Annotated in this window: 15 protein-coding genes and 1 riboswitch; of the genes, 3 read left to right on the forward strand and 12 right to left on the reverse strand. The window is 72.9% G+C overall.

The features are described from left to right. Positions 1 to 6: 6 nt before the first annotated feature. The 5 genes from ACWDUZ_RS00510 to ACWDUZ_RS00530 all read right to left on the reverse strand — a co-directional run bounded on the left by ACWDUZ_RS00510 (position 7) and on the right by ACWDUZ_RS00530 (position 4,190). A complete protein-coding gene (locus ACWDUZ_RS00510; RefSeq protein WP_451629523.1) occupies positions 7 to 795 on the reverse strand; it encodes an SDR family NAD(P)-dependent oxidoreductase in 789 nt (262 codons plus the stop codon). Between the two features lie 230 nt (positions 796 to 1,025). Continuing rightward, positions 1,026 to 1,952: an SDR family oxidoreductase gene (locus tag ACWDUZ_RS00515; RefSeq protein WP_451629524.1), complete on the reverse strand. Its 927-nt coding sequence runs from the start codon at positions 1,950 to 1,952 to the stop codon at positions 1,026 to 1,028. 123 nt (positions 1,953 to 2,075) lie between these two features. Next, positions 2,076 to 2,705, reverse strand: coding sequence for an MBL fold metallo-hydrolase (locus tag ACWDUZ_RS00520; protein WP_451629525.1), 630 nt, complete (start codon positions 2,703 to 2,705; stop codon positions 2,076 to 2,078). Further along, positions 2,705 to 3,790 (reverse strand): S-(hydroxymethyl)mycothiol dehydrogenase, encoded by a 1,086-nt coding sequence (locus ACWDUZ_RS00525; protein ID WP_451629526.1) that lies wholly within the window; start codon positions 3,788 to 3,790, stop codon positions 2,705 to 2,707. Before ACWDUZ_RS00525 ends, ACWDUZ_RS00520 begins: the two co-directional genes overlap by 1 nt. Before the next feature lie 97 nt (positions 3,791 to 3,887). Further along, positions 3,888 to 4,190, reverse strand: coding sequence for a hypothetical protein (locus ACWDUZ_RS00530; protein ID WP_451629527.1), 303 nt, complete (start codon positions 4,188 to 4,190; stop codon positions 3,888 to 3,890). Positions 4,191 to 4,830: 640 nt separating this feature from the next. Next, a riboswitch (ZMP/ZTP riboswitch) is annotated at positions 4,831 to 4,914 on the forward strand. A gap of 21 nt (positions 4,915 to 4,935) precedes the next feature. On the opposite strand from ACWDUZ_RS00530, the gene ACWDUZ_RS00535 reads away from it, so the two are divergent. Together ACWDUZ_RS00535 and ACWDUZ_RS00540 are read left to right on the forward strand one after the other, a co-directional pair. After that, on the forward strand, positions 4,936 to 5,784 hold the full coding sequence (locus ACWDUZ_RS00535) for a bifunctional 5,10-methylenetetrahydrofolate dehydrogenase/5,10-methenyltetrahydrofolate cyclohydrolase (protein WP_451629528.1): 849 nt from the start codon (positions 4,936 to 4,938) through the stop codon (positions 5,782 to 5,784). 92 nt (positions 5,785 to 5,876) lie between these two features. Beyond that, the gene (locus tag ACWDUZ_RS00540) at positions 5,877 to 7,106 is read left to right on the forward strand and encodes a glycosyltransferase (RefSeq protein ID WP_451629806.1); all 1,230 of its coding nucleotides are present in this window, start codon (positions 5,877 to 5,879) and stop codon (positions 7,104 to 7,106) included. Positions 7,107 to 7,284: 178 nt separating this feature from the next. On the opposite strand, the gene ACWDUZ_RS00545 is transcribed toward ACWDUZ_RS00540, so the two are convergent. The 4 genes from ACWDUZ_RS00545 to ACWDUZ_RS00560 all read right to left on the reverse strand — a co-directional run bounded on the left by ACWDUZ_RS00545 (position 7,285) and on the right by ACWDUZ_RS00560 (position 12,567). Next, positions 7,285 to 8,637 carry an SGNH/GDSL hydrolase family protein gene (locus tag ACWDUZ_RS00545; RefSeq protein ID WP_451629529.1) on the reverse strand — a complete coding sequence of 451 codons (1,353 nt, stop codon included), beginning with the start codon at positions 8,635 to 8,637 and terminating at the stop codon, positions 7,285 to 7,287. Between the two features lie 84 nt (positions 8,638 to 8,721). Beyond that, positions 8,722 to 10,236, reverse strand: coding sequence for a sodium:solute symporter family protein (locus ACWDUZ_RS00550; RefSeq protein ID WP_451629530.1), 1,515 nt, complete (start codon positions 10,234 to 10,236; stop codon positions 8,722 to 8,724). A gap of 76 nt (positions 10,237 to 10,312) precedes the next feature. Next, positions 10,313 to 11,587 (reverse strand): glucarate dehydratase family protein, encoded by a 1,275-nt coding sequence (locus tag ACWDUZ_RS00555; protein ID WP_451629531.1) that lies wholly within the window; start codon positions 11,585 to 11,587, stop codon positions 10,313 to 10,315. Then, positions 11,584 to 12,567: a 5-dehydro-4-deoxyglucarate dehydratase gene (locus ACWDUZ_RS00560; RefSeq protein WP_451629532.1), complete on the reverse strand. Its 984-nt coding sequence runs from the start codon at positions 12,565 to 12,567 to the stop codon at positions 11,584 to 11,586. Before ACWDUZ_RS00560 ends, ACWDUZ_RS00555 begins: the two co-directional genes overlap by 4 nt. A 357-nt stretch (positions 12,568 to 12,924) precedes the next feature. Between ACWDUZ_RS00560 and ACWDUZ_RS00565 the strand changes: the two genes are divergently transcribed. Next, entirely contained in the window at positions 12,925 to 14,178 is a 1,254-nt protein-coding gene (locus tag ACWDUZ_RS00565; RefSeq protein ID WP_451629533.1) for a YncE family protein, read from the forward strand. 1 nt (position 14,179) lies between these two features. Here ACWDUZ_RS00565 and ACWDUZ_RS00570 read toward each other — a convergent pair whose 3' ends face one another. The 3 genes from ACWDUZ_RS00570 to ACWDUZ_RS00580 form a co-directional block, all read right to left on the reverse strand. Beyond that, positions 14,180 to 15,442, reverse strand: a complete 1,263-nt coding sequence (locus ACWDUZ_RS00570; RefSeq protein ID WP_451629534.1) for a glycosyltransferase — start codon at positions 15,440 to 15,442, stop codon at positions 14,180 to 14,182. Further along, on the reverse strand, positions 15,439 to 16,227 hold the full coding sequence (locus ACWDUZ_RS00575; RefSeq protein ID WP_451629535.1) for a MerR family transcriptional regulator: 789 nt from the start codon (positions 16,225 to 16,227) through the stop codon (positions 15,439 to 15,441). The genes ACWDUZ_RS00570 and ACWDUZ_RS00575 overlap by 4 nt, the downstream gene beginning before the upstream one ends. Positions 16,228 to 16,291: 64 nt before the next feature. Continuing rightward, positions 16,292 to 18,262 carry a GTP-binding protein gene (locus ACWDUZ_RS00580; protein WP_451629536.1) on the reverse strand — a complete coding sequence of 657 codons (1,971 nt, stop codon included), beginning with the start codon at positions 18,260 to 18,262 and terminating at the stop codon, positions 16,292 to 16,294. Between the last annotated feature and the right edge of the window lie 211 nt (positions 18,263 to 18,473).

The raw sequence follows: 18,473 nt of genomic DNA on the forward strand, positions 1-18,473 counted from the left end.
GGTGGTTCAGCGCTCGCGGAGCGCCGCGTTGAAGCCGGTGTTGACGGCGGTGAGGCCGCCGTCGACCGTCAATGTGGTGCCGGTGATCCAGGCCGCGTCCCGGGAGGCGAGGAAGGCGACGGCGGCGGCGATGTCATCGGGCTCGCCGACACGGCCGAGGGGGTACAGGCCGCGGACGCGGTCGAGTTCGGCCTCGCGTCCCTCCCAGGCGGAGGTGCGCACCGTCCCCGGCATCACGAGGTTGACGCGTACGCCCCGTGCGGCGGCGTGCCCGGCGAGGGTCCGGGTGAGCGAGACCAGGCCCGCCTTCGCGGCGCTGTAGGCGTGGTTGCCGAAGTCCTGGGTGCCGTTGACGGAGCCGATGCTGACGATCGCGCCCCGGCCGGACGCCACCAGGTGGGGCAGGGCGGCACGGCAGCAGCGGTGGGCGCCGGTCAGGGTGACGTCGAGGTCGCGCGCCCAGACCTCGTCCGTGCCGTCCTCGAACAGCGGGGTGTCGGGGGTGCAGTGGGCCGCGCTGTTGACCAGCACGTCGAGCCTGCCGAACACCTCGACCGCGTGCGCCACGGCCGCCTCCACGGAGTCCCGGTCGGCCACGTCGCAGTGGTGCGCCCAGGCCGCCAGTCCACGCTCGCGCAGGGTCCCCGCGGTCTTCTCCGCCTCCGGCCCGTCGGCGTCGGTGACCAGGACCCGTGCTCCCTCCTCGGCCAGTCGCCGGGCGATGGCCGCGCCGATGCCGCGGGCCGCGCCGGTGACGAGCACTCCGTGTCCCTCGAACCGCTTCGTGTCCGTCATGCACAGAACCTACCGTCGCGGCGGCCGTTCGGGCAGATGCCGTACGGTCATGTCCGCGTTCGTGGAGCAACTGCCCGCCCTCATCGGGGCGAGACGCTGATCGTGCTGGGCAGCGGGGAGGACGGCGGGGCGAGTACCGCTGCCGGTACGGACGGCCGCCGTGAGTACCGCTGCCGCCGCGCCGGCCGCCGTGCGTGCCGCTGCCGGCCGAGGCGGTCGCCTGATTCCGCTCACCGATAGCCGGTCGCGTCCGCCGGTTCGCCCGCGTCCTGCACCTCCGTCAGGTACCGCCAGGCGTCGGGGCGGCTGCCGTCCACGTCGGTGAAGCCGTACACCTGGGCGAGCCCCCCGCTCGACAGCGACTGCCCGTTCCAGCGCGCCACGTCCGGGTCGGCGGCGAGGGCGGCTACGGCCCGGCCGACGTAGCGCGGGGTCTCGGAGATGGCGAAGTGGGGCACCTGCTCCAGGGCGTCACGCCAGTTCTCCTCCCGCACCCCGAAGTGGTCGAGCATCATCTCCGAACGCATCCAGCCGGGGGTGAGCGCGACCGCGGTGGCGCCGCGCGGGCCGAGTTCGTGGCCCAGGGCGAAGGCCATGCGCAGCACGGACGCCTTGGCGAGGTCGTAGAAGAGGTTGACGCGGTAGGTGTCCCGGTTGTACTCGGCGGTGCCGTCGGTCATCTCCACCACCAGGCCGCCGGGCCGGCGCAGCAGCAGGGGCAGCGCGTGGTGGCTGGTGACGGCGTGTGTCTCCACGGCCAGGCGGAGCAGCCTGAGGCCGGCCGCCAGGTCGTGCTCCCAGACGGGGGTGTCCCACTCGAAGAGCTTCTCGCCGCCCCAGATGTCGTTGACGAGGACGTCCAGGCGGCCCTGGTCGTGTGCGATGCGCTCGACGAGGGCGTGGACCTGGTCGGGTTCCAGGTGGTCGGTGGGTACGGCGATGCCGCGGCCGCCGGCCTCGGTCACCAGGTCGGCGGTGTCCTCGAGGGTCTCGGGGCGGTCGTACTCGGAGCGCCGGTCGCGTGTGCTGCGTCCGGTGACGTACACGGTGGCGCCGGCCGCGCCGAGTTCCACGGCGATGCCGCGGCCGGCGCCCCGTGTCGCCCCCGCGACCAGCGCGACCTTGCCTTCCAGTGAACGCGGGTGTGGGCGTGCCATGTCCGGCCTCCTGTGCGTCTTCCTGCGGTGTCCTCGTCGAGGGTGGCGCGGAAGCCGGACATCCACTGTCGGCTTTCTGCTGCTGTCCTTCTTCTGTCCTTCTGTCGGTCGCGTCCGCGCCGCTCAGTGACCGCGGGCGATCCACTCCTGGAGGTGCGGGGCCTCCGCGCCGATGGTCGTGGCGTCGCCGTGGCCGGTGAGGACCTTCGTCTCGGGCGGCAGGGTGAGAAGGCGGTCGCGGATGGAGTCGATGATCGTCGGGAAGTCGGAGTAGGAGCGGCCGGTGGCGCCCGGCCCGCCCTGGAAGAGGGTGTCGCCGGTGAAGACGACGCCGAGCCCGGGGTCGTGGAGGCAGACCGCGCCCGGGGCATGGCCGGGGGTGTGCAGGACGGTGAGGTCGGCCCCGGCCGCCTCGAGGACCTGACCGTCCGACAGGTGCTCGTCGGGGTCCCGGTCGCGGTGGGTCATCTTCCACAGCGGCAGGTCGTCGGGGTGCAGCCAGATCGTCGCGCCGGTGAGGTCCGCGAGGGCGGGTGCGGCGTCGATGTGGTCGTTGTGCGCGTGGGTGCACACGATGGCGGTCAGCCGGCGGTCGCCGACCGCCTCGGCGATGGCCTCGGCGTCGTGGGCGGCGTCGATGACGATCGCCTCGTGGTCGTCGCCGACGATCCACACGTTGTTCTCGACGTCCCAGGTGCCGCCGTCGAGCGTGAACTGCCCGGCGGTGACGAGGCGTTCGATGCGTGCGGCCATCAGAGCACCACCACCGAACGCAGCACGTCGCCGCCGTGCATCCGCTCGAACGCCTTCTCCACCTCGTCCAGCCGGATGGTCTCGGTGACGAACTTGTCCAGCGGCAGGCGGCCCTGGAGGTGCAGGTCGATGAGCATCGGGAAGTCCCGGGACGGCAGGCAGTCGCCGTACCAGCTGGACTTCAGCGCCCCACCGCGCCCGAAGACGTCCAGCAGCGGCAGCTCCAGCTTCATCTCCGGGGTCGGCACACCGACCAGCACCACCGTGCCGGCCAGGTCGCGAGCGTAGAAGGCCTGCCGGTAGGTCTCCGGGCGGCCGACGGCATCGATGACGACGTCGGCGCCGAAGCCGCCGGTGAGCTCGCGGATCGCCTCCACGGGGTCGGTGTCAGCGGAATTGACGGTGTGTGTGGCGCCCATGGTCCGGGCGGTCTCGAGCTTGCGGTCGTCGATGTCGACCGCGATGATCTTCCCGGCGCCCGCCAGGTACGATCCGGCGACGGCCGCGTCGCCGACCCCGCCGCAGCCGATCACGGCGACCGAGTCGCCCCGGCCGACCCCTCCGGTGTTGATCGCCGCGCCGATGCCGGCCATCACACCGCAGCCCAGCAGCCCGGCGACGGCAGGAGACACGGACGGGTCGACCTTGGTGCACTGGCCCGCGGCCACCAGCGTCTTCTCGGCGAAGGCACCGATCCCGAGGGCCGGGGAGAGCTCGGTGCCGTCGGTCAGGGTCATCTTCTGCCGGGCGTTGTGGGTGTCGAAGCAGTACCAGGGGCGTCCGCGCAGACACGCGCGGCACTTCCCGCACACCGCACGCCAGTTGAGGATCACGAAGTCGCCGGGCGCGACGTCGGTGACCCCCTCGCCGACCGACTCCACCACCCCGGCGGCCTCATGCCCGAGCAGGAAGGGGAACTCGTCGGTGATGCCGCCCTGCTTGTAGTGCAGGTCGGTGTGGCAGACGCCGCAGGCCTGGACCCGTACGACGGCCTCTCCGGGCCCGGGGTCCGGCACGACGATCGTCTCGACCCGTACGGGCTCGTCCTTCCCCGGTGCGATCACGCCGCGCACTTCCTGGGCCATGGTGGTGGTCCCTTCCGTCGACCGATGTCCGTGGTTCCGACCCTACCGGCGGCCACCCGGTACAGGCGTGGTCGCGCCGGTCGCCGCGCCCGCGTGATCAGTGGATGCCGGGCACCAGCCCGAAGAGCGGGGAGGCGAGACCGGTGACCTGCCTGAGCTGGTTCAGTCGGTCGAGGTCGCGCGCGCGGTTCAGGGAGGAGAGCTGCTCGGAGACCGAGGGGACCGCGTTCCGCTGCTCGGCGGGGAGGCCGGTGCGGGCGAGCGAGTCGACCGCGTCGAGCGGCACCAGCCTGCCGGCGACCGGGACCCCGGCGTCGGCGGCGCTCGCCGGCAGCGCGGCGAGACCCGTGGCGGAGGCGGCGAGAGCGACGACGGTGACGATACGTCGGGTGGAGATCATGTCCTCAGCAACGCGGCCGCCCCCACCCGGACACGGCCTGGCACCCTCGCTCACCCGACAGGGCGAGAACGCGGCGGGGACGAGAACGCGGCGGACGGACGGGGCGTTCACCGCGAACTCCTGGATCCGGCACGGCGCGCACCGGACGTAGGCCCGACCCCGCACACCGGCCGCACGTCCGACCCCGCGTGCCGGCGGCACCATCCGCGTGCGCGGGGCCGGTCGGCTTGCCCGGCCCGCGCACACGGGGGACGCTCGAAGGACAGGCCCGTGACGGCCCGCTCCCGCCGGGCCACGGCTTCGTGGGAGGTCACATGGCGACCACGGCACGCCCGGCCCGCGGCACCGGAGCGCCGCGCGACGGCGGGATCACCGGTCGGATCGTGATCAGGACATGGGACGCGTAGGCAGGAAGGCCGCACGGGTCCAGGTCAGCTCCCGGCTGACATGGAGTTTCTCGGCCCGCGCCGGAGTGGGCGGGTCGCACTCGGCCCGGCTGCGGCCCTCGCGGGCCGCCTCCGCGGCGCAGCGGCTGGCCTCCGCCGCTCTGGTGAGGTCCCTCCTGCACGCGGTACGGCCCCGGACCCGCGCCCGCGGGCCGCGGGTCCGGCCGGGCCGGCGGGTGGGTTCGGCTAGGCTGGGGCGGGGCCGTGACTGGCGCTGAGGTGGAGCACCACCGGGGAGCGGCCCCCGCGAGTCGTAGCCGCGCGCCTGGGTGATTCCGTCGAACGCTCAGGAGTGGACCATGTCCCAGGCCCGGCTCATGGACGGCACCGCGCTCGCCCGACGCATCGTCGAGGAGACCGCGCGCAAGGCCGCCGACCTCACCGACCGCACGGGCACCGCACCCTGTCTGGCGACGGTGCTGGTCGGCGAGGACCCGGCCTCCGTCACCTATGTCCGGATGAAGCAGAACCGGTGCCGCAAGGCCGGCATCGACTCCCGCCGTGTGGCGCTGCCCGCCGAGACCACCACCGAGGAACTGGTCGGCACGCTGCGCTCCCTGTCGCAGGACCCCTCCGTCCACGGCATCCTGCTCCAGCACCCGGTCGGCGACCACATCGACGAACGGGCCGCGTTCGAGGCGATCGCGCCCGAGAAGGACGTCGACGGTGTCACCTTCGCCTCCTTCGCCACGATGAGCTTCGGCCTGCCGGGGTTCGTCTCCTGCACGCCCGGCGGCATCCTGCGGCTGCTCGACGCGTACGACGTCGACCTGGCCGGCAAGCGGGCCGTCGTCGTGGGGCGCAGCGCGATCCTCGGCAAGCCGGTGGGCATGCTGCTGCTCGCCCGGGACGCCACGGTGACGTACTGCCACTCGCGGACGCGTGACCTCTCCTCCGTGGTCCGGGAGGCGGACGTCGTGGTCGCCGCCGTGGGCCGGCCGCGGCTCGTCCGCGGCCAGGACATCAAGCCGGGCGCGGTCGTGATCGACGCGGGCTACAACGAGGGCAACGTCGGCGACGTCGACTTCGACTCGGCCGTGGAGCGGGCCTCGCTCATCACGCCGGTGCCCGGTGGTGTCGGCCCCATGACCATCGCCACGCTCCTGGAGCAGACGGTGGACGCGGCCGCCCGGCAGCTCGGCGTGTGACCGGCGCGGAGTGAACGCCTCCGGATCCGCCGGGTCGTTCACCGGCGGCCGGCTCCGGCGCGGCCATACTGACCGTCGTGCGCGTAGCGATCATGACGGCGGGTTCCCGGGGAGACGTCGCCCCCTTCACGGGACTGGGGCACGGCCTGGCCCGCGCGGGGCATGCCGTCACCCTGGTCACCCACGGGCGCTTCGAGCCGCTGGTCGCGGGCTCGGGACTCGGCTTCCACGCGCTGCCGGTGGATCCACGGGCCGAGCTCGGGTCCCGGCGCGGACGGAGCCTGCACCGCAGTGCGACCGGTGCGGGCAAGATGCTGCGGGCGGTCGGCCTGGCGCGGGCGGCGCTGGCACAGATGACGGACGAGCTGATCGCGGCGGCGGAGAAGAGCGACGTGCTGCTGCTCTCCGGCTCCCTGGGGCCGGTCGGGCATGCCATCGCCGAGGCGCTGGGCCTGCCCTGCATGGGCGCCCATCTGCAACCTCTGTCGCCCACCCGGGAGTTCGCCCCTCCACTGCTCGGCGGCGGTCACTGGGGCGCGCCGGTGAACCGCCTCGCCGGGCACGGGGTGAACCTCGCCGTGGAGCGGGTCTTCTCGGCGGCCGTGCCCGCCGTGCGGGCGCGGCTGGGGCTGCCCGCCTCGCGCATCGGCACCGCCCGCCGCATCCGCGCGGGGCTGCGGCTGCCCGTGCACCATGGCTTCAGCCCGCTGGTGGTGCCCCGGCCGCGTGACTGGCGGGCCGGTCTGGAGGTGGGCGGGTACTGGTGGCCGTACGACCGTGACGCCCGGCTCCCGGGCGACCTGCGGGAGTTCCTGGAGGCGGGGCCGCCCCCGGTGTTCGTCGGGCTGGGCAGCGCCACCGTGCCCGACCCCGTCCGGCTCAGCGAAACGATCGTGCGCGCGCTGCGCCGGGCCGGACTGCGCGGGGTGGTGCAGCGGGGCTGGGCCGGGCTGGCGGCGGCCGGTGACGACATGCTGACCGTCGACGACGTCCCGCACTCGGCGCTGTTCCCGCGCATGGCCGCCGTGGTGCACCACGCCGGGGCGGGCACGACGGCGGCCGGGCTGCGCGCCGGGGTGCCCGCGGTGCCGCTGCCGGTCCAGTTCGACGAGGGGTTCTGGGCGCAGCGCCTGATCCGTCTCGGGGTGGCCCCGTGCGCCGTCCCGCTGCGCGGGCTCACCGCGGACGCGCTCTCCGCCGCGCTCACCCGGGCCACCGGGGACGCCGCCCACCTGCGACGGGCCCAGGCGCTGGGCGCCCGGATCCGCGAGGAGGACGGCGTCGCGCCGGTACTCGCCGCCGTGGACCGGCTGGCGGGCTGACCGGCCCGTGACGGACGAAGGTGCGGGCCGCCTTCGTCCGTCACGGGCCGCCTTCGACCGTCGCCGGCCGTCTCGTCCGTGACCGGTCGTCTCGTCCGTCGCCGGCGGGTGTGTCGCGGTGCCGTCGGCAGTGTCCTACGCGGTCACCTGGTCACGCCGTGTGCGGCGCCGGGTCCCGTCAGGCCGGGCCGACACCCCCGTTCCCCGGTTGCGGACGCTGCTGGAAGAGGCGCACCGGCACCGTGTCGGCCAGGGCCTTGTACCCGGCCGGGTCGAGGTGGAGGTGGTCGCCGGTGTCGTAGGCGGGCAGCAGTGCGCGCGGGTCTCGGGGGTCACGGGCCGCCCGGTCGAAGTCGATGACGGCGTCGAACCGGCCACTGGTGCGGATCCACCGGTTGACCGCCTGCCGGGCCGATTCGCGGAGGCCGGCCGGGTCGTCGTAGCCGTTGCCGCCGAAGGGGGTGAGGGTGGCACCGTAGACGCGGATGCCCTGGGCGTGGGCACGGGTGACGATCTGCTGGTAGGCATTGATGAGGTCGTCCGTGACCTGCTTCATCGCCGGCCCGGTCGCGTCGGCCGTGCCGATGTCGTTGACGCCCTCGAAGACGATGAGCCGGTCGACGCCGCTCTGGGCGAGAACGTCGCGGTCGAGGCGGGCCAGGGCATTGGGGCCCAGACCGTCGTGGAGGACCCGGTTTCCGCCGGCCGCCTCGTTGATGACCGCGATGCCCGCCGTGCCGGGGCCGGACCGCAGCCGGTCCTGGAGCTGGTCCGGCCAGCGGTCGTTGCCGTTGGTCGTTGACCCGCGGCCGTCGCTGAGCGAGTCGCCGAGCACGACGGTGGCGGACGTCGGGTTCTTCGACCACACCTCCAGGCCGCTGAGGAAGTACCAGTGGTCAGCGGTGGTGGCGCCGGGCAGTGCCGTGTCGTCCAGGTGCTCGCCGGCCAGCATGTAGGACGTGGTGCGCGATCCGGGGTGCGAGGTGAGGGAGGTGGAGGCCTGGCCGTCGGCGAGGTAGAGGGTCACGGTGAGGTCGGTTCCGGCCCGCACGTCGAAGTCCAGCGGGTCGCTGACCGCCTGTGCGCCCATCGGGATGTCGATGCCCCGGTGCCCGACGAACGTCACCGTCCGGGAGGTGCCCGGCACGATCGTGTCGACGCCCGCCTTGCCGTCGGCCGGGCGTGCCACGGTGACGCCGGTGACGGGCAGGTCGGTGCCGCCGAACGCGTTGGAGAAGCGCAGCCGCAGGTGCTGCCCGCTCACCCCGATGTGCACGGTCTGGCGCAGCGTCGCGTGTTCGAACACGCGGTCGGCCTGGGTGAAGGGCGCGGGCGGCATGTTGCCGGGCTCGGTCAGCTGGGGCATGGACGCCCAGGTGTCCACCCAGTGGCCGCCGGCGTCGCTCGTCGCGGCGGCGGCCCGCGCGGGCCGAGGCGCGGCGTCGCGTGCACCGGACGCCGTGTGCGTGGTGAGACCCGCCGTGCCCACGACCAGGGCGACGGCGACGCTCACCAGCGAGGATCTCTTCATCCGCGGATTACCTCCATCTGTTCTCGGTCGGTCTGTGCTGTCCGTTCTCGGTGGGCGCGTGTCGGTGACCGGAGCCGGGCCGCATCAGGCCTGCTCCGCCACCGGCTTCAGGGCGGCGGCCTCGGGGCCGGGCTCCGGACCGGAGACGGCCGCGACGACGGCGTCGGCCTCCGCGTCCGGCTCCGGCAGCAGCAGGCCGAGGCCGATGTACACGACGAGCGAGGTGACCAGCGGGGTGACGACCACGGTGGTCTGCGAGGCCCCGTCCAGGCCGTACTTGACGAGGAAGTAACCGCCGAGGCCGAGTGCCCAGGAGGTCAGCGCCGCCCGGGAGCCGCAGCGGCGGAACGCCGGCAGCAGGCCCAGCAGCATCGGGATGGAGATCGGGCCCATGACGGCCGCGACCATGCCGACGATGATCCCGAGGACGCCGCCGAAGTGGTCGGCCTCGATGGCCACGACCATGGAGACGGTGATGAAGACCACCGTGACCACCCGCGCCACCCGCAGCCCCCGCTCGGTGCTCGCGTCCCGGAAGCCGGGGAGGAGGGCGGGCAGGATGTCACGGGTGACGACCGCCGAGATGGCGTTGGCGTCGGAGGAGGCCATGGCCATGGTGTGGGAGAACATCCCGGCGAGGGTGAGACCCACCAGGCCCATGGGCAGGTAGGACTGCGCCATCAGCGCGTACGTCTGCTGCGGGTCGGCGATGTGCGGCATGAGGACCGGCGCGGCGACCGCGGGCAGCAGCAGCACGGCCGGCCAGATCAGGTACAGGGCGGCCGACAGTCCCGCCGAGCGGCGGGCGGCGCGCGGGGAGTCCGTGGCCATGTAGCGCTGGGCCAGGTTCCACATGCCGCCGTTGTACTCGAAGAGCTTCACGACGACGTACGCGGTGAGGAAGCCGGCCGTGTAGGGGCCGACGAGCGGGTCGGTGTGCCCGGACGGCAGCCGGTGCCACAGGGTGCCGAGGCTCGACACACCGCCCAGCCGGTCGAGGACCACCCACATCATCGACAGCGCGGCCACGCCCTGGATGACGAACTGGCCGAACTCGGTCAAGGCGTCCGCCCACAGCCCGCCGACCGTGCAGTACAGCAGGGTGACGACGCCGGTGAGCAGGATGCCGTTGGTCATCGACATGCCGGTGAAGACCTTCAGGAGCACGGCCACCGACGCCCACTTGGCGGCGACGTCGAACACCTTGAGCAGGGCGCCGCTCCAGGCCAGTGCCTGCTGGGCGGGGATGTTGTAGCGGCGGGCGAGGTACTCCAGCGGCGAGGCGACCTTGAAACGCCGTTGCAGCCGGTTCCACCGGGGGGCGAAGAGCCAGGCGCCCACGCCGGTGCCGAGGGCGAGCGGCAGGAACGCCCAGACGTAGACGGTGATGCCGTAGTTGTAGGCGACGGCCGCGTAGGCGACGAACACCGCGGCGCTGTAGCCGGACATGTGGTGCGAGATGCCGGTCAGCCACCAGGGCATCTTGCCGCCGCCGGTGAAGTAGTCGGAGACGTCGTTGACACGCCGGTGCGACCACACGCCGATGAGGAGCATCACCAGGAAGTAGCCGCAGACGGCGGCCCAGTCGAGCCAGTGCATACCAGGACCTTCTTGTCACGGGGTCGGGAACGTGGGGGCGTTCGGGGAGCGGGCGGCGGACCGGCGCCGCCCGGTGTCACCAGCGCGGGGACTTCTTCTCGTACGTCGGGTCCAGCCGGCGCATGTAGCCGGTGTCGTCCCGGTTGCGCAGGCCGCAGCGCAGGTACTGCTCGTGCAGCCGGGCCAGCGCGTCGCGGTCCAGCTCCACGCCGAGGCCCGGGCCGCGCGGCACGGCGACCGAGCCGTCGCGGAAGCCGAGCGCACCGGGGGCGATCACGTCCTCCGCCGGGTCCTTCCACGGCCAGTGCGTGTCGCAGGCGTAGGTGAGGTTCTGCGTGGCGGCGGCCAGGTGGGTCATCGCGGCCAGGCTGATGCCGAGGTGGGAGTTGGAGTGCATCGACAGGCCCAGGCCGAAGGTGTCGCAGATCCCGGCGAGCAGCTTGGAGCGGTGCAGACCGCCCCAGTAGTGGTGGTCGGAGAGCACGACCTGGACCGCGTCGGCGCGCACCGCGGAGGGCAGTTCGTCGAAGGCGACCACGCACATGTTGGTGGCCAGCGGCATCGGGGCCTCTCGGGCGACCCGGGCCATGCCCTCCTGGCCCGGTGTGGGGTCCTCCAGGTACTCCAGGACCCCTTCGAGGTCGCGGGCCACCTTCAGCGAGGTCTCGACGGTCCAGGCGGCGTTGGGGTCCAGGCGCAGCGGAGTGTCGGGGAAGGCCTCCCGCAGCGCCAGTACGGCCTCGACCTCCTGCTCGGGGGGCATCACCCCGCCCTTGAGCTTGATCGCCTCGAAGCCGTACCGGTCCACCATGCGCCGGGCCTGCGCCACGATGTCCTCCGGCGTCAGGGCGGTGCCCCAGTCGTCGGGCTCGTGCCCCGGGTGGCCGGCCCACTTGTAGAAGAGGTAGGCGCTGAACGGCACCCGGTCGCGGACGGCCCCGCCGAGGAGATCGCTGACCGGGCGGCCGGCGGCGCGGCCCCTGATGTCCAGGCAGGCCACCTCGAACGGGGAGAAGACCCGGTCCGTCGTGCTGCTGGTGGTGATCATGCCGGTCAGTCCGTGCCCGTCGCCGCCGCTGTCCCCGCCGAGCGCCTCGGCGATCCGCCGGTGCATCGGGCCGAGTTCGTGGACGTCCATGCCGGTGATCGCGTCGGCGGCCGTGCGCAGCCTGCGCAGGTGGCCCTCGTCGGCGTAGGTCTCGCCCAGGCCGCTGACGCCCTGATCGGTCGTCACCTCGACGACGGCGCGCAGCGCGTAGGGTTCGTGGACGCCGACGGCGTTGAGGAGGGCGGGGTCCTTGAACGCCACGGGGGTGATGTCGACGCGGGCGATCCGCAGTGCCTCGCTCATCGGGCCACCGCCTCGGCGGCGGAGGTCTTCTCGGCCTCGTCGGTGTACCCGGTTCCGTCGGCCGGGAGGGTCTCGGTGAGCAGGGCCGAGCCCCTCGCGACGAGCGCCTCCAGCTCGGCCACGTCCTCGGGCGCGGGGTCGGTCAGCGGCGGACGTACGCCGCCCACGTCCAGGCCCCGCAGCCGGACGCCCGCCTTGACCAGGGCGACCGAGTAGCCCGGGACGCGGTCGCGCAGCGCGATCAAAGGGTGGAAGAATCCCGCCAGCAGCCGCTGCACCGTTTCGTCGTCCCCGGCCGTGACGGCCCGGTGGAAGGCCAGGGCGATCTCGGGGGCGAAGCAGAACACCGCCGAGGAGTAGAGCCCGACGCCGATGCCCCGGTAGGCGAGTACGGTGCCCTCGGCGGTGGGCATCCCGTTGAAGAACTGGAAGTCGCCGCCGCCGGTGGCCGGATCGGCCCGGACGGCGGTCACGATCCGGCCGAGGAGGTCGAGGTCGCCGGTGCCGTCCTTCAGACCCACCACCTGCGGCAGGCGGGCGACCTCGAGGGCCGCGGCGACGTCGAACCGGGCCGTGCCGCGCTGGTAGACGATCACGGGCAGGGAGCCGGCGGCCACCACCTGGCGCACGTAGGCGACCAGTCCGGCCGGCGGGCCGGCCACCAGGTACGGGGGCATCAGCAGCAGCCCGTCCGCGCCGGCCTCCTCCGCCGCGCGCGCGTACTGGCGGGCGAGGGGCAGCGAGCCGCCCGCGCCGGCGAAGACCGGGACGCGACCGCCGGCCACCTCGACGGCGGTGCACACCACGGCGGCGAACTCCCCCACCTCCAGCGCGTGGAACTCCCCCGTTCCGCAGGCGACGAACACCCCGCCCGCGCCGGCTTCGATGCCGGACTCCAGATGGATCGAAAGTTTCGCCGTGTCGACCGACCCATCTGCGGCGAACGGAGTGACAGGAAAGAAAAGAACGCCCTGAAGCATGGTGACCCCATCCGATGCTCAATCACATACATGAACGTGCATCAAGAGTACGAATTACGTGAGGGAATGTAAGGGCGACCGCTCGGCAGGGTCAAGGCATGTGCACAAGGCCATTTCGCACCCTGAGAGCCCACGGGGGCCACTGCGGGGGCGTGCACGGACGTTCACGAAGGTCGACCGCAAGTCGGTCGATCTTGGCTCGAAACTTTCGAATCATCCGGCCCAACGGTCACCCGATCACCATTCTTGTCGTGAACACATCTTGTCGAGGAGCTCAACCTTCCTTACTTTTCGGTAAGTTCACCTGGACGGGCCCGTGTTCGGATCACCCGTGGAACCCGAGGAAGGAGAGCAGTCATGCCTGCCTCCAGAACCAGGCACCTGTGCTCCCTGGCCGCCGCACTCGTGATGACCGTGGCCGGGCCGGCGACCGCCGCGTCCGCCGCGACCGGCTCCTCCGACGGGCTGCGCGAGGTGCTGTTCGTCGGCGACAACTGGGACGGCACCGCCGACGTGATCCGGTCCACCGGCGACTTCGCGAGGATCGGCCGCGTCGATGTGATCCCCGACAAGCAGCAGCGGCTCGCGGAGATCTACGCCGACCCGATCAAGTGGATCTTCTACACCTCCGTCCGCGACCAGGTCGGCGAGGGCCACGACCAGTACGTGGACGACATGTACTCCACTCCGGACGGCAGGTCGGTGGTGGTCTCCCGGCCGAGCTTCGCCGACGTCGTCTCCATCGACCTGGCCACCGGCCGGGTCAACTGGCGCTTTCCGGTGGCCGGTTACCGGGCCGACCACATGGCGGTCTCCCCCGACGGAACCCGGGTCGCCGTGTCCGCCTCCACCGCGAACAAGGTGCAGGTCCTGGACATCGACACCGGCAGGAAGGTGGGCGAGTTCGCCACCGGCGACAAGCCGCACGAGAACGTCTTCACCGACGGCGGCCGGTACATCTGGAACATGTCGATCGGCGAGGTCACCACCTCGCTCGACAGCCCGGGATGGGACTGGACGAAGGGCGACCGGCACATCACCGTCGTCGACGCCACCACCTTCCAGCAGGTCCGGACCATCGACATGCGGGACCGGCTGAACGCGATCGGTTTGAAGGACTTCTCCGACGCGGTCCGCCCGGCCGCCTTCTCCCCCGACTGGTCCAAGCTGTACTTCCAGGTCTCCTTCTTCAACGGCTTCCTGGAGTACGACGTCGCCACCGACCGGATCACCCGGGTCAAGACCCTGCCGGGCAACCCCGGGACCGACCCCGACCGCACCACCTGGCTCCTCGACTCGCGCCACCACGGCATCGCGATGAACCCCGAGGGGACCAGGCTCTGCGTCGCCGGGACCATGGACGACTACGCCACGGTCGTGGACCGTTCGAGCCTTCAGGAGGGCCCGCTGGTCCCCGCGGTCAAGCCGTACTGGGCCACCGTCAGCGGCGACGGCAAGGACTGCGTCATCTCCGAGAGCGGCGCCGACCGGGTCACGGCCATCGACTTCGCCACCGGCCGCAAAACCGCCTCGGTGGCGGTCGGTGACCATCCGCAGCGGGTGCGCCTGGGCCATGTCCCGGCCGACTGGACCGGGCCGTCCGCCGGCTAGCCTAGCGGCGAACGGCCTCGTCCCCCGGACCGCTCACACGGCCCCCTCGGCCCGTCGGCCCTTCTACCCGCTCGACGACCTCCACGGTCCGCCCCACCGCGTCCTCGCCCGCCATGGCGCGGGCAGCGGTGGCGGCGGCGTGGGCGTGGCGCCCGTCCCGGGCGGCGCGGACGAGGGCGTCGGCCAGTCGTTCGGCGGTGAGCTCCCCGAACGGCACCGGGTCCGTGGCCGCGTCGAGGGCGGCCAGTCGTGCGGCCCAGAACGGCTGGTCGGCCGTCACCGGCACCGGCACCGAAGGCACCCCCGCGCGCAGCGCTGCCGCGGAGGTGCCGGCGCCGGCGTGGTGCACGACGGCGGCCACGCGCGGGAAGAGCAGCGCGTGCGGCACATCACCGACGGTCAGCACGTCGTCCCCCTCGGCGGCGAGCCCGGCCCTGCCGGACTGGAGCACGCCGCGCAGCCCGGCGCGCCGCAATGCCGCCACGGCCAGCTCGCTCAGCCGCTCGCCGTGCCCGCCCGCCATGGAGCCGAACCCGATGAACACCGGCCGCGGCCCGGCCGTGAGGAAGTCCTCCAGCTCGGCGGGGAGCCTCTCGGCCGGATCGACGTACGGCGACCAGGTGCCGACGACCTCCAGGCCGGGCCGCCAGTCGGCGGGTCGGGGCACGAGGGTCGGGCTGAAGCCGTACAGGACGGTCCAGGCCGCCGCCTCCTGCCGGCGGCGGTCGGCTGCGGGACCGAGTGGCGCCAGGCCGAGTCGGCCGCGCAGTTCGGCGACCGCCCTCTCATAAAGGCGGTCGGCCATGCGGAGGGCGAGCCGTCCGGCCGTACGGTTGCCGAGGCGGCCCAGGGAACGGGTGCCGGTGACGACGGGTGGGAAGTCGCCGGTGGGGTGCGTGGGCGTGAGATAGGCGCCGAGGCTGGGGGTGCCCGTGGCCTCGGCGAGGTGCCGGCCGAGCGGGGCCGTGGTCGTGGACAGCACCAGCAGCTCCGTGGCGTCGTCCATGACGTCGGTCAAGCCGCGCCCGACCTCTGTGACGAAGGCGGCGGCACGCATCAGGGCGCGCCGGCCGGTGGCGCCGTCCTGGGCCTCGGGCCGCGCGGGCAGCCCGCGGAACTCCAGGCCGGCCCGGCGGACCAGGGGCCCGAAGGGCTCCGGCGCGGCGACGGTGACCTCGTGTCCGGCCCGCCGCAGTCCGGCGCCCAGACCCGTGTAGGGATCGACGTCCCCTCTCGAGCCGGCGGCGGCCAGCAGAATCCTCATCGGTTCCCCTCGGGGTCGGTGCGGCGGGAGGCGTTGGCGTGCACCGCCTTGGCCAGGTAGGCGGCGAGGCCGGGGCGCTGCTGCGACGGCGGCACGACGAGGGCGAAGGCGCGCGGGTCGGCGGCCATGTCGTCCGCGATGCGCCGGTGCATGTCCGGCGGGCACGTGGTGAACCAGCGCGAGATGTGCAGGCGGTGCTCCTCGGCGAGGTCCATGGCCCGCTCGCCGTCGGCGGGCTCACCGTCGTCGAAGGCGGCGAGCAGTTCGGCGCGCCAGGCCGCCGCCTCGCGCATGAGCAGGCGCCAGTCCTCCTTGGTGTGCGCGGCGGCCCGCGCCATGGACTCCCGGTGTCCCTCGGAGTCGGCCCATTTCAGCTGGGCCTCGGTGGCGTAGCTGAGATCGAAGGTGATCTCGCCGAAGACCTCGAAGCGCTCCTCAGGGGTGAGGGACACGCCGGTCTGCTGGACCTCGATGGCGCGTTCGGCGACCTCGGCCAGCCGCTGCAGCCGCGCTGTCTCCTCGCGCAGCCGCAGCTGCCGGGCCCGGAGGTGTTCGAGCACGTCGGCCTGAGGATCCTTGAGGATGGTGGCGATCTCGTCGAGGGCGAACCCGAGTTCGCGGTAGAAGAGGATCTGCTGGAGGCGAGCGAGGTCACCGTCGTCGTAGAGCCGGTACCCGGCCCGGCTGCGCGCGCTGGGTGACAGCAGTCCGGCCCGGTCGTAGTGGTGCAGTGTGCGGACCGTGACCCCGGCGAAGGCCGCCACCTGTCCGACGGAGTAGCTCATGCTCCTGCCCTTTCGTCGGGTACAGCCTGAAGCCTGACGTGAGGGCAGGGTCAATCGCGGGGGCTCATCCGCCGACCCGGCGGGTCAGGTTGAGCAGGTACTCCTTGCGGTCCAGGGGGTTGTGGTCGGTGCGCGGGCGCTCGGGAACCGTGCCGCCCGTGACCGGGGCGTAGTGGTCGAAGGCCGTCTCCAGTTCGCCCTCGCCGCGGGTCAGTCCCGGCAGTTGCTGCTCCAGCGCGTGCACCCGGGCGGCCGGGATCTCGCCGTCCAGGACGCAGTCGCTGCCACGGGTCCGGGTGGTGCGGGGCACGGCCCGCAGCGCGGCCAGCACCGGCAGCAGCGCGCCGAGGGTGTCCGCGGGCGCCTCGACGCGGAAGCGGTGCATCGGCTCGTGAACACGGGTGCCCGCGCGCCGCAGCGCCTCGATCAGGACCAGCGGGGTCAGCCCGCGGAAGTCGGCGCCGGTGCTGGACATGCTCTTGTCGAAGCCCTGGTGGGCGTGGCTCTGGCGGGGCGAGTAGCCGGAGTGCGTCATGGTCACCGTGCAGTCGGTGACCTGCCAGCCGTGCAGGCCCTGCCCGAGCGCCTCGCGCACGGTGTCCTCCACCGCCTTGAAGAAGGCGTACGGCATCGAGCCCAGCTCCACCTCCATCCGGAAGTCCACCCCGGAGCCGGCCAGGGCGGGGTCGACGCGCAGCCCGACCGTGGCGAGGAAGGGGTTGCCGTCCTTCTTGTTCAACTCCACGGCCGCTCCGCTGCCCACCGGCCGTTCGATGCACAGCGGGGTGGTCTCGCGGAAGGTGACGTCCAGCCCGAACTCGTCGGCGAGCGTGGCCTGGAGAACCTTTTTCTGCACCTCCCCGTACAGCGACACCGACGTCTCCCGGCGCACCTCGTCGTGACGCAGCCCGATCAGGGGGTCCTGCTCGGCGAGCCGGGTGAGCGCGAGGTGCAGGGCCCCGCGACCGGTTCCGGGGCCCGGAACGACGACGGTCTGAAGGGTCGGCGGTGCGAAGTGGCGCTCCGGTGTCCTGAGCGGCTCGCCGACGGCGTCGCCGATTCTGATGTCGGTCAGGCCCCACAGCCGGGCGATCCGGCCGGCGGGGACGGCGTCGGCGCGGACGTCCGTGCCGTGGTCGAAGACGCCGATCGCGGTGATGCGGCCCTCCGTGCGGGATTCTCCGTAACGGACGCGGTCGCGGACGCGGAGCGTGCCGGAGAACATCCGCGCGTAGGCCACCTTCTCCCCCGCCGGTCCCCGCTCGACCTTGAACACGCCGGCCGAGACCGGCCCGCCGGGATCGCCCTCCGCTGCGGGCAGCAGGTCCCTGACGCCGCCGATCAGCGCGTCCACACCGGCTCCGGTGATCGCGGACCCGAAGTACAGCGGATGCGCGAGGGCCTGTCGGGTCTGGGCGGCGAGGGCCGTGTGCAGGAGGTCGTCGCCGAGGGCGCCCTCGACGTAGGCGGTCAGCAGGTCGTCGTCGTGGCCGGCGAGGACGTCGGCGGCGTTCGGGCCGAGACCGGGGACGAGGCGGGCCGCGCGGGTGCCGAGCCCCTCGACGCGCCCCATGGGCACGGCGTCGGGCGTGAGCCGCCGTGCGACGGCGCGCAGCAAGGTCTCGTCCTGGGCGCCCCGCCGGTCGATCTTGTTGACGAAGAGCAGGGCCGGGATACGCAGCCGCTGGAGTGTGCGCAGCAGCACCCGGGTCTGCGCCTGGACGCCCTCGACCGCGGAGATCACGAGGACCGCGCCGTCGAGCACGCCGAGGACGCGTTCCACCTCGGCGATGAAGTCGGGGTGGCCGGGCGTGTCGATGAGGTTGACGGTGATGCCGTCGACCGGGAAGGAGACGACGGCGGACTTGATCGTGATGCCGCGCTGCCGCTCCAGGGCGAGCGTGTCGGTCCGGGTGCTGCCGGCGTCGACGCTGCCGATCTCGTCGATCACGCCGACGGAGTGCAGCAGCCGCTCGGTCAGGCTGGTCTTACCGGCGTCTACGTGCGCGAGGATGCCGAGGTTGAGCAAGTGCACTGAGCGTCATGTCCTTCTGCATGGGCGGGATTCCTTCCTGGGCGGACATGGACGCAGTGCGCATGGATGCTCCTCGTCGGGTGGCGTCGGCTCACGGACAGTGCAGCAGGGCGGCGCACCCGGCGGCAATGGATTAATGGTCAACAAACCCCGTCGCACCACTCGCCGTGCCGGGGGCTCGGCCATAGAGTGACGTACACCACGCTGGTCG

It is taken from the genome of Streptomyces sp. NPDC003393 (assembly GCF_053589015.1).

Bases quoted from the DNA above. Each gene is read 5' to 3' on its own strand.
- ACWDUZ_RS00510 (WP_451629523.1), bottom strand. From the start codon at position 795: ATGACGGACACGAAGCGGTTCGAGGGACACGGAGTGCTCGTCACCGGC.
- ACWDUZ_RS00515 (WP_451629524.1), bottom strand. From the start codon at position 1,952: ATGGCACGCCCACACCCGCGTTCACTGGAAGGCAAGGTCGCGCTGGTC.
- ACWDUZ_RS00520 (WP_451629525.1), bottom strand. From the start codon at position 2,705: ATGGCCGCACGCATCGAACGCCTCGTCACCGCCGGGCAGTTCACGCTC.
- ACWDUZ_RS00525 (WP_451629526.1), bottom strand. From the start codon at position 3,790: ATGGCCCAGGAAGTGCGCGGCGTGATCGCACCGGGGAAGGACGAGCCC.
- ACWDUZ_RS00530 (WP_451629527.1), bottom strand. From the start codon at position 4,190: ATGATCTCCACCCGACGTATCGTCACCGTCGTCGCTCTCGCCGCCTCC.
- ACWDUZ_RS00535 (WP_451629528.1), top strand. From the start codon at position 4,936: ATGTCCCAGGCCCGGCTCATGGACGGCACCGCGCTCGCCCGACGCATC.
- ACWDUZ_RS00540 (WP_451629806.1), top strand. From the start codon at position 5,877: ATGACGGCGGGTTCCCGGGGAGACGTCGCCCCCTTCACGGGACTGGGG.
- ACWDUZ_RS00545 (WP_451629529.1), bottom strand. From the start codon at position 8,637: ATGAAGAGATCCTCGCTGGTGAGCGTCGCCGTCGCCCTGGTCGTGGGC.
- ACWDUZ_RS00550 (WP_451629530.1), bottom strand. From the start codon at position 10,236: ATGCACTGGCTCGACTGGGCCGCCGTCTGCGGCTACTTCCTGGTGATG.
- ACWDUZ_RS00555 (WP_451629531.1), bottom strand. From the start codon at position 11,587: ATGAGCGAGGCACTGCGGATCGCCCGCGTCGACATCACCCCCGTGGCG.
- ACWDUZ_RS00560 (WP_451629532.1), bottom strand. From the start codon at position 12,567: ATGCTTCAGGGCGTTCTTTTCTTTCCTGTCACTCCGTTCGCCGCAGAT.
- ACWDUZ_RS00565 (WP_451629533.1), top strand. From the start codon at position 12,925: ATGCCTGCCTCCAGAACCAGGCACCTGTGCTCCCTGGCCGCCGCACTC.
- ACWDUZ_RS00570 (WP_451629534.1), bottom strand. From the start codon at position 15,442: ATGAGGATTCTGCTGGCCGCCGCCGGCTCGAGAGGGGACGTCGATCCC.
- ACWDUZ_RS00575 (WP_451629535.1), bottom strand. From the start codon at position 16,227: ATGAGCTACTCCGTCGGACAGGTGGCGGCCTTCGCCGGGGTCACGGTC.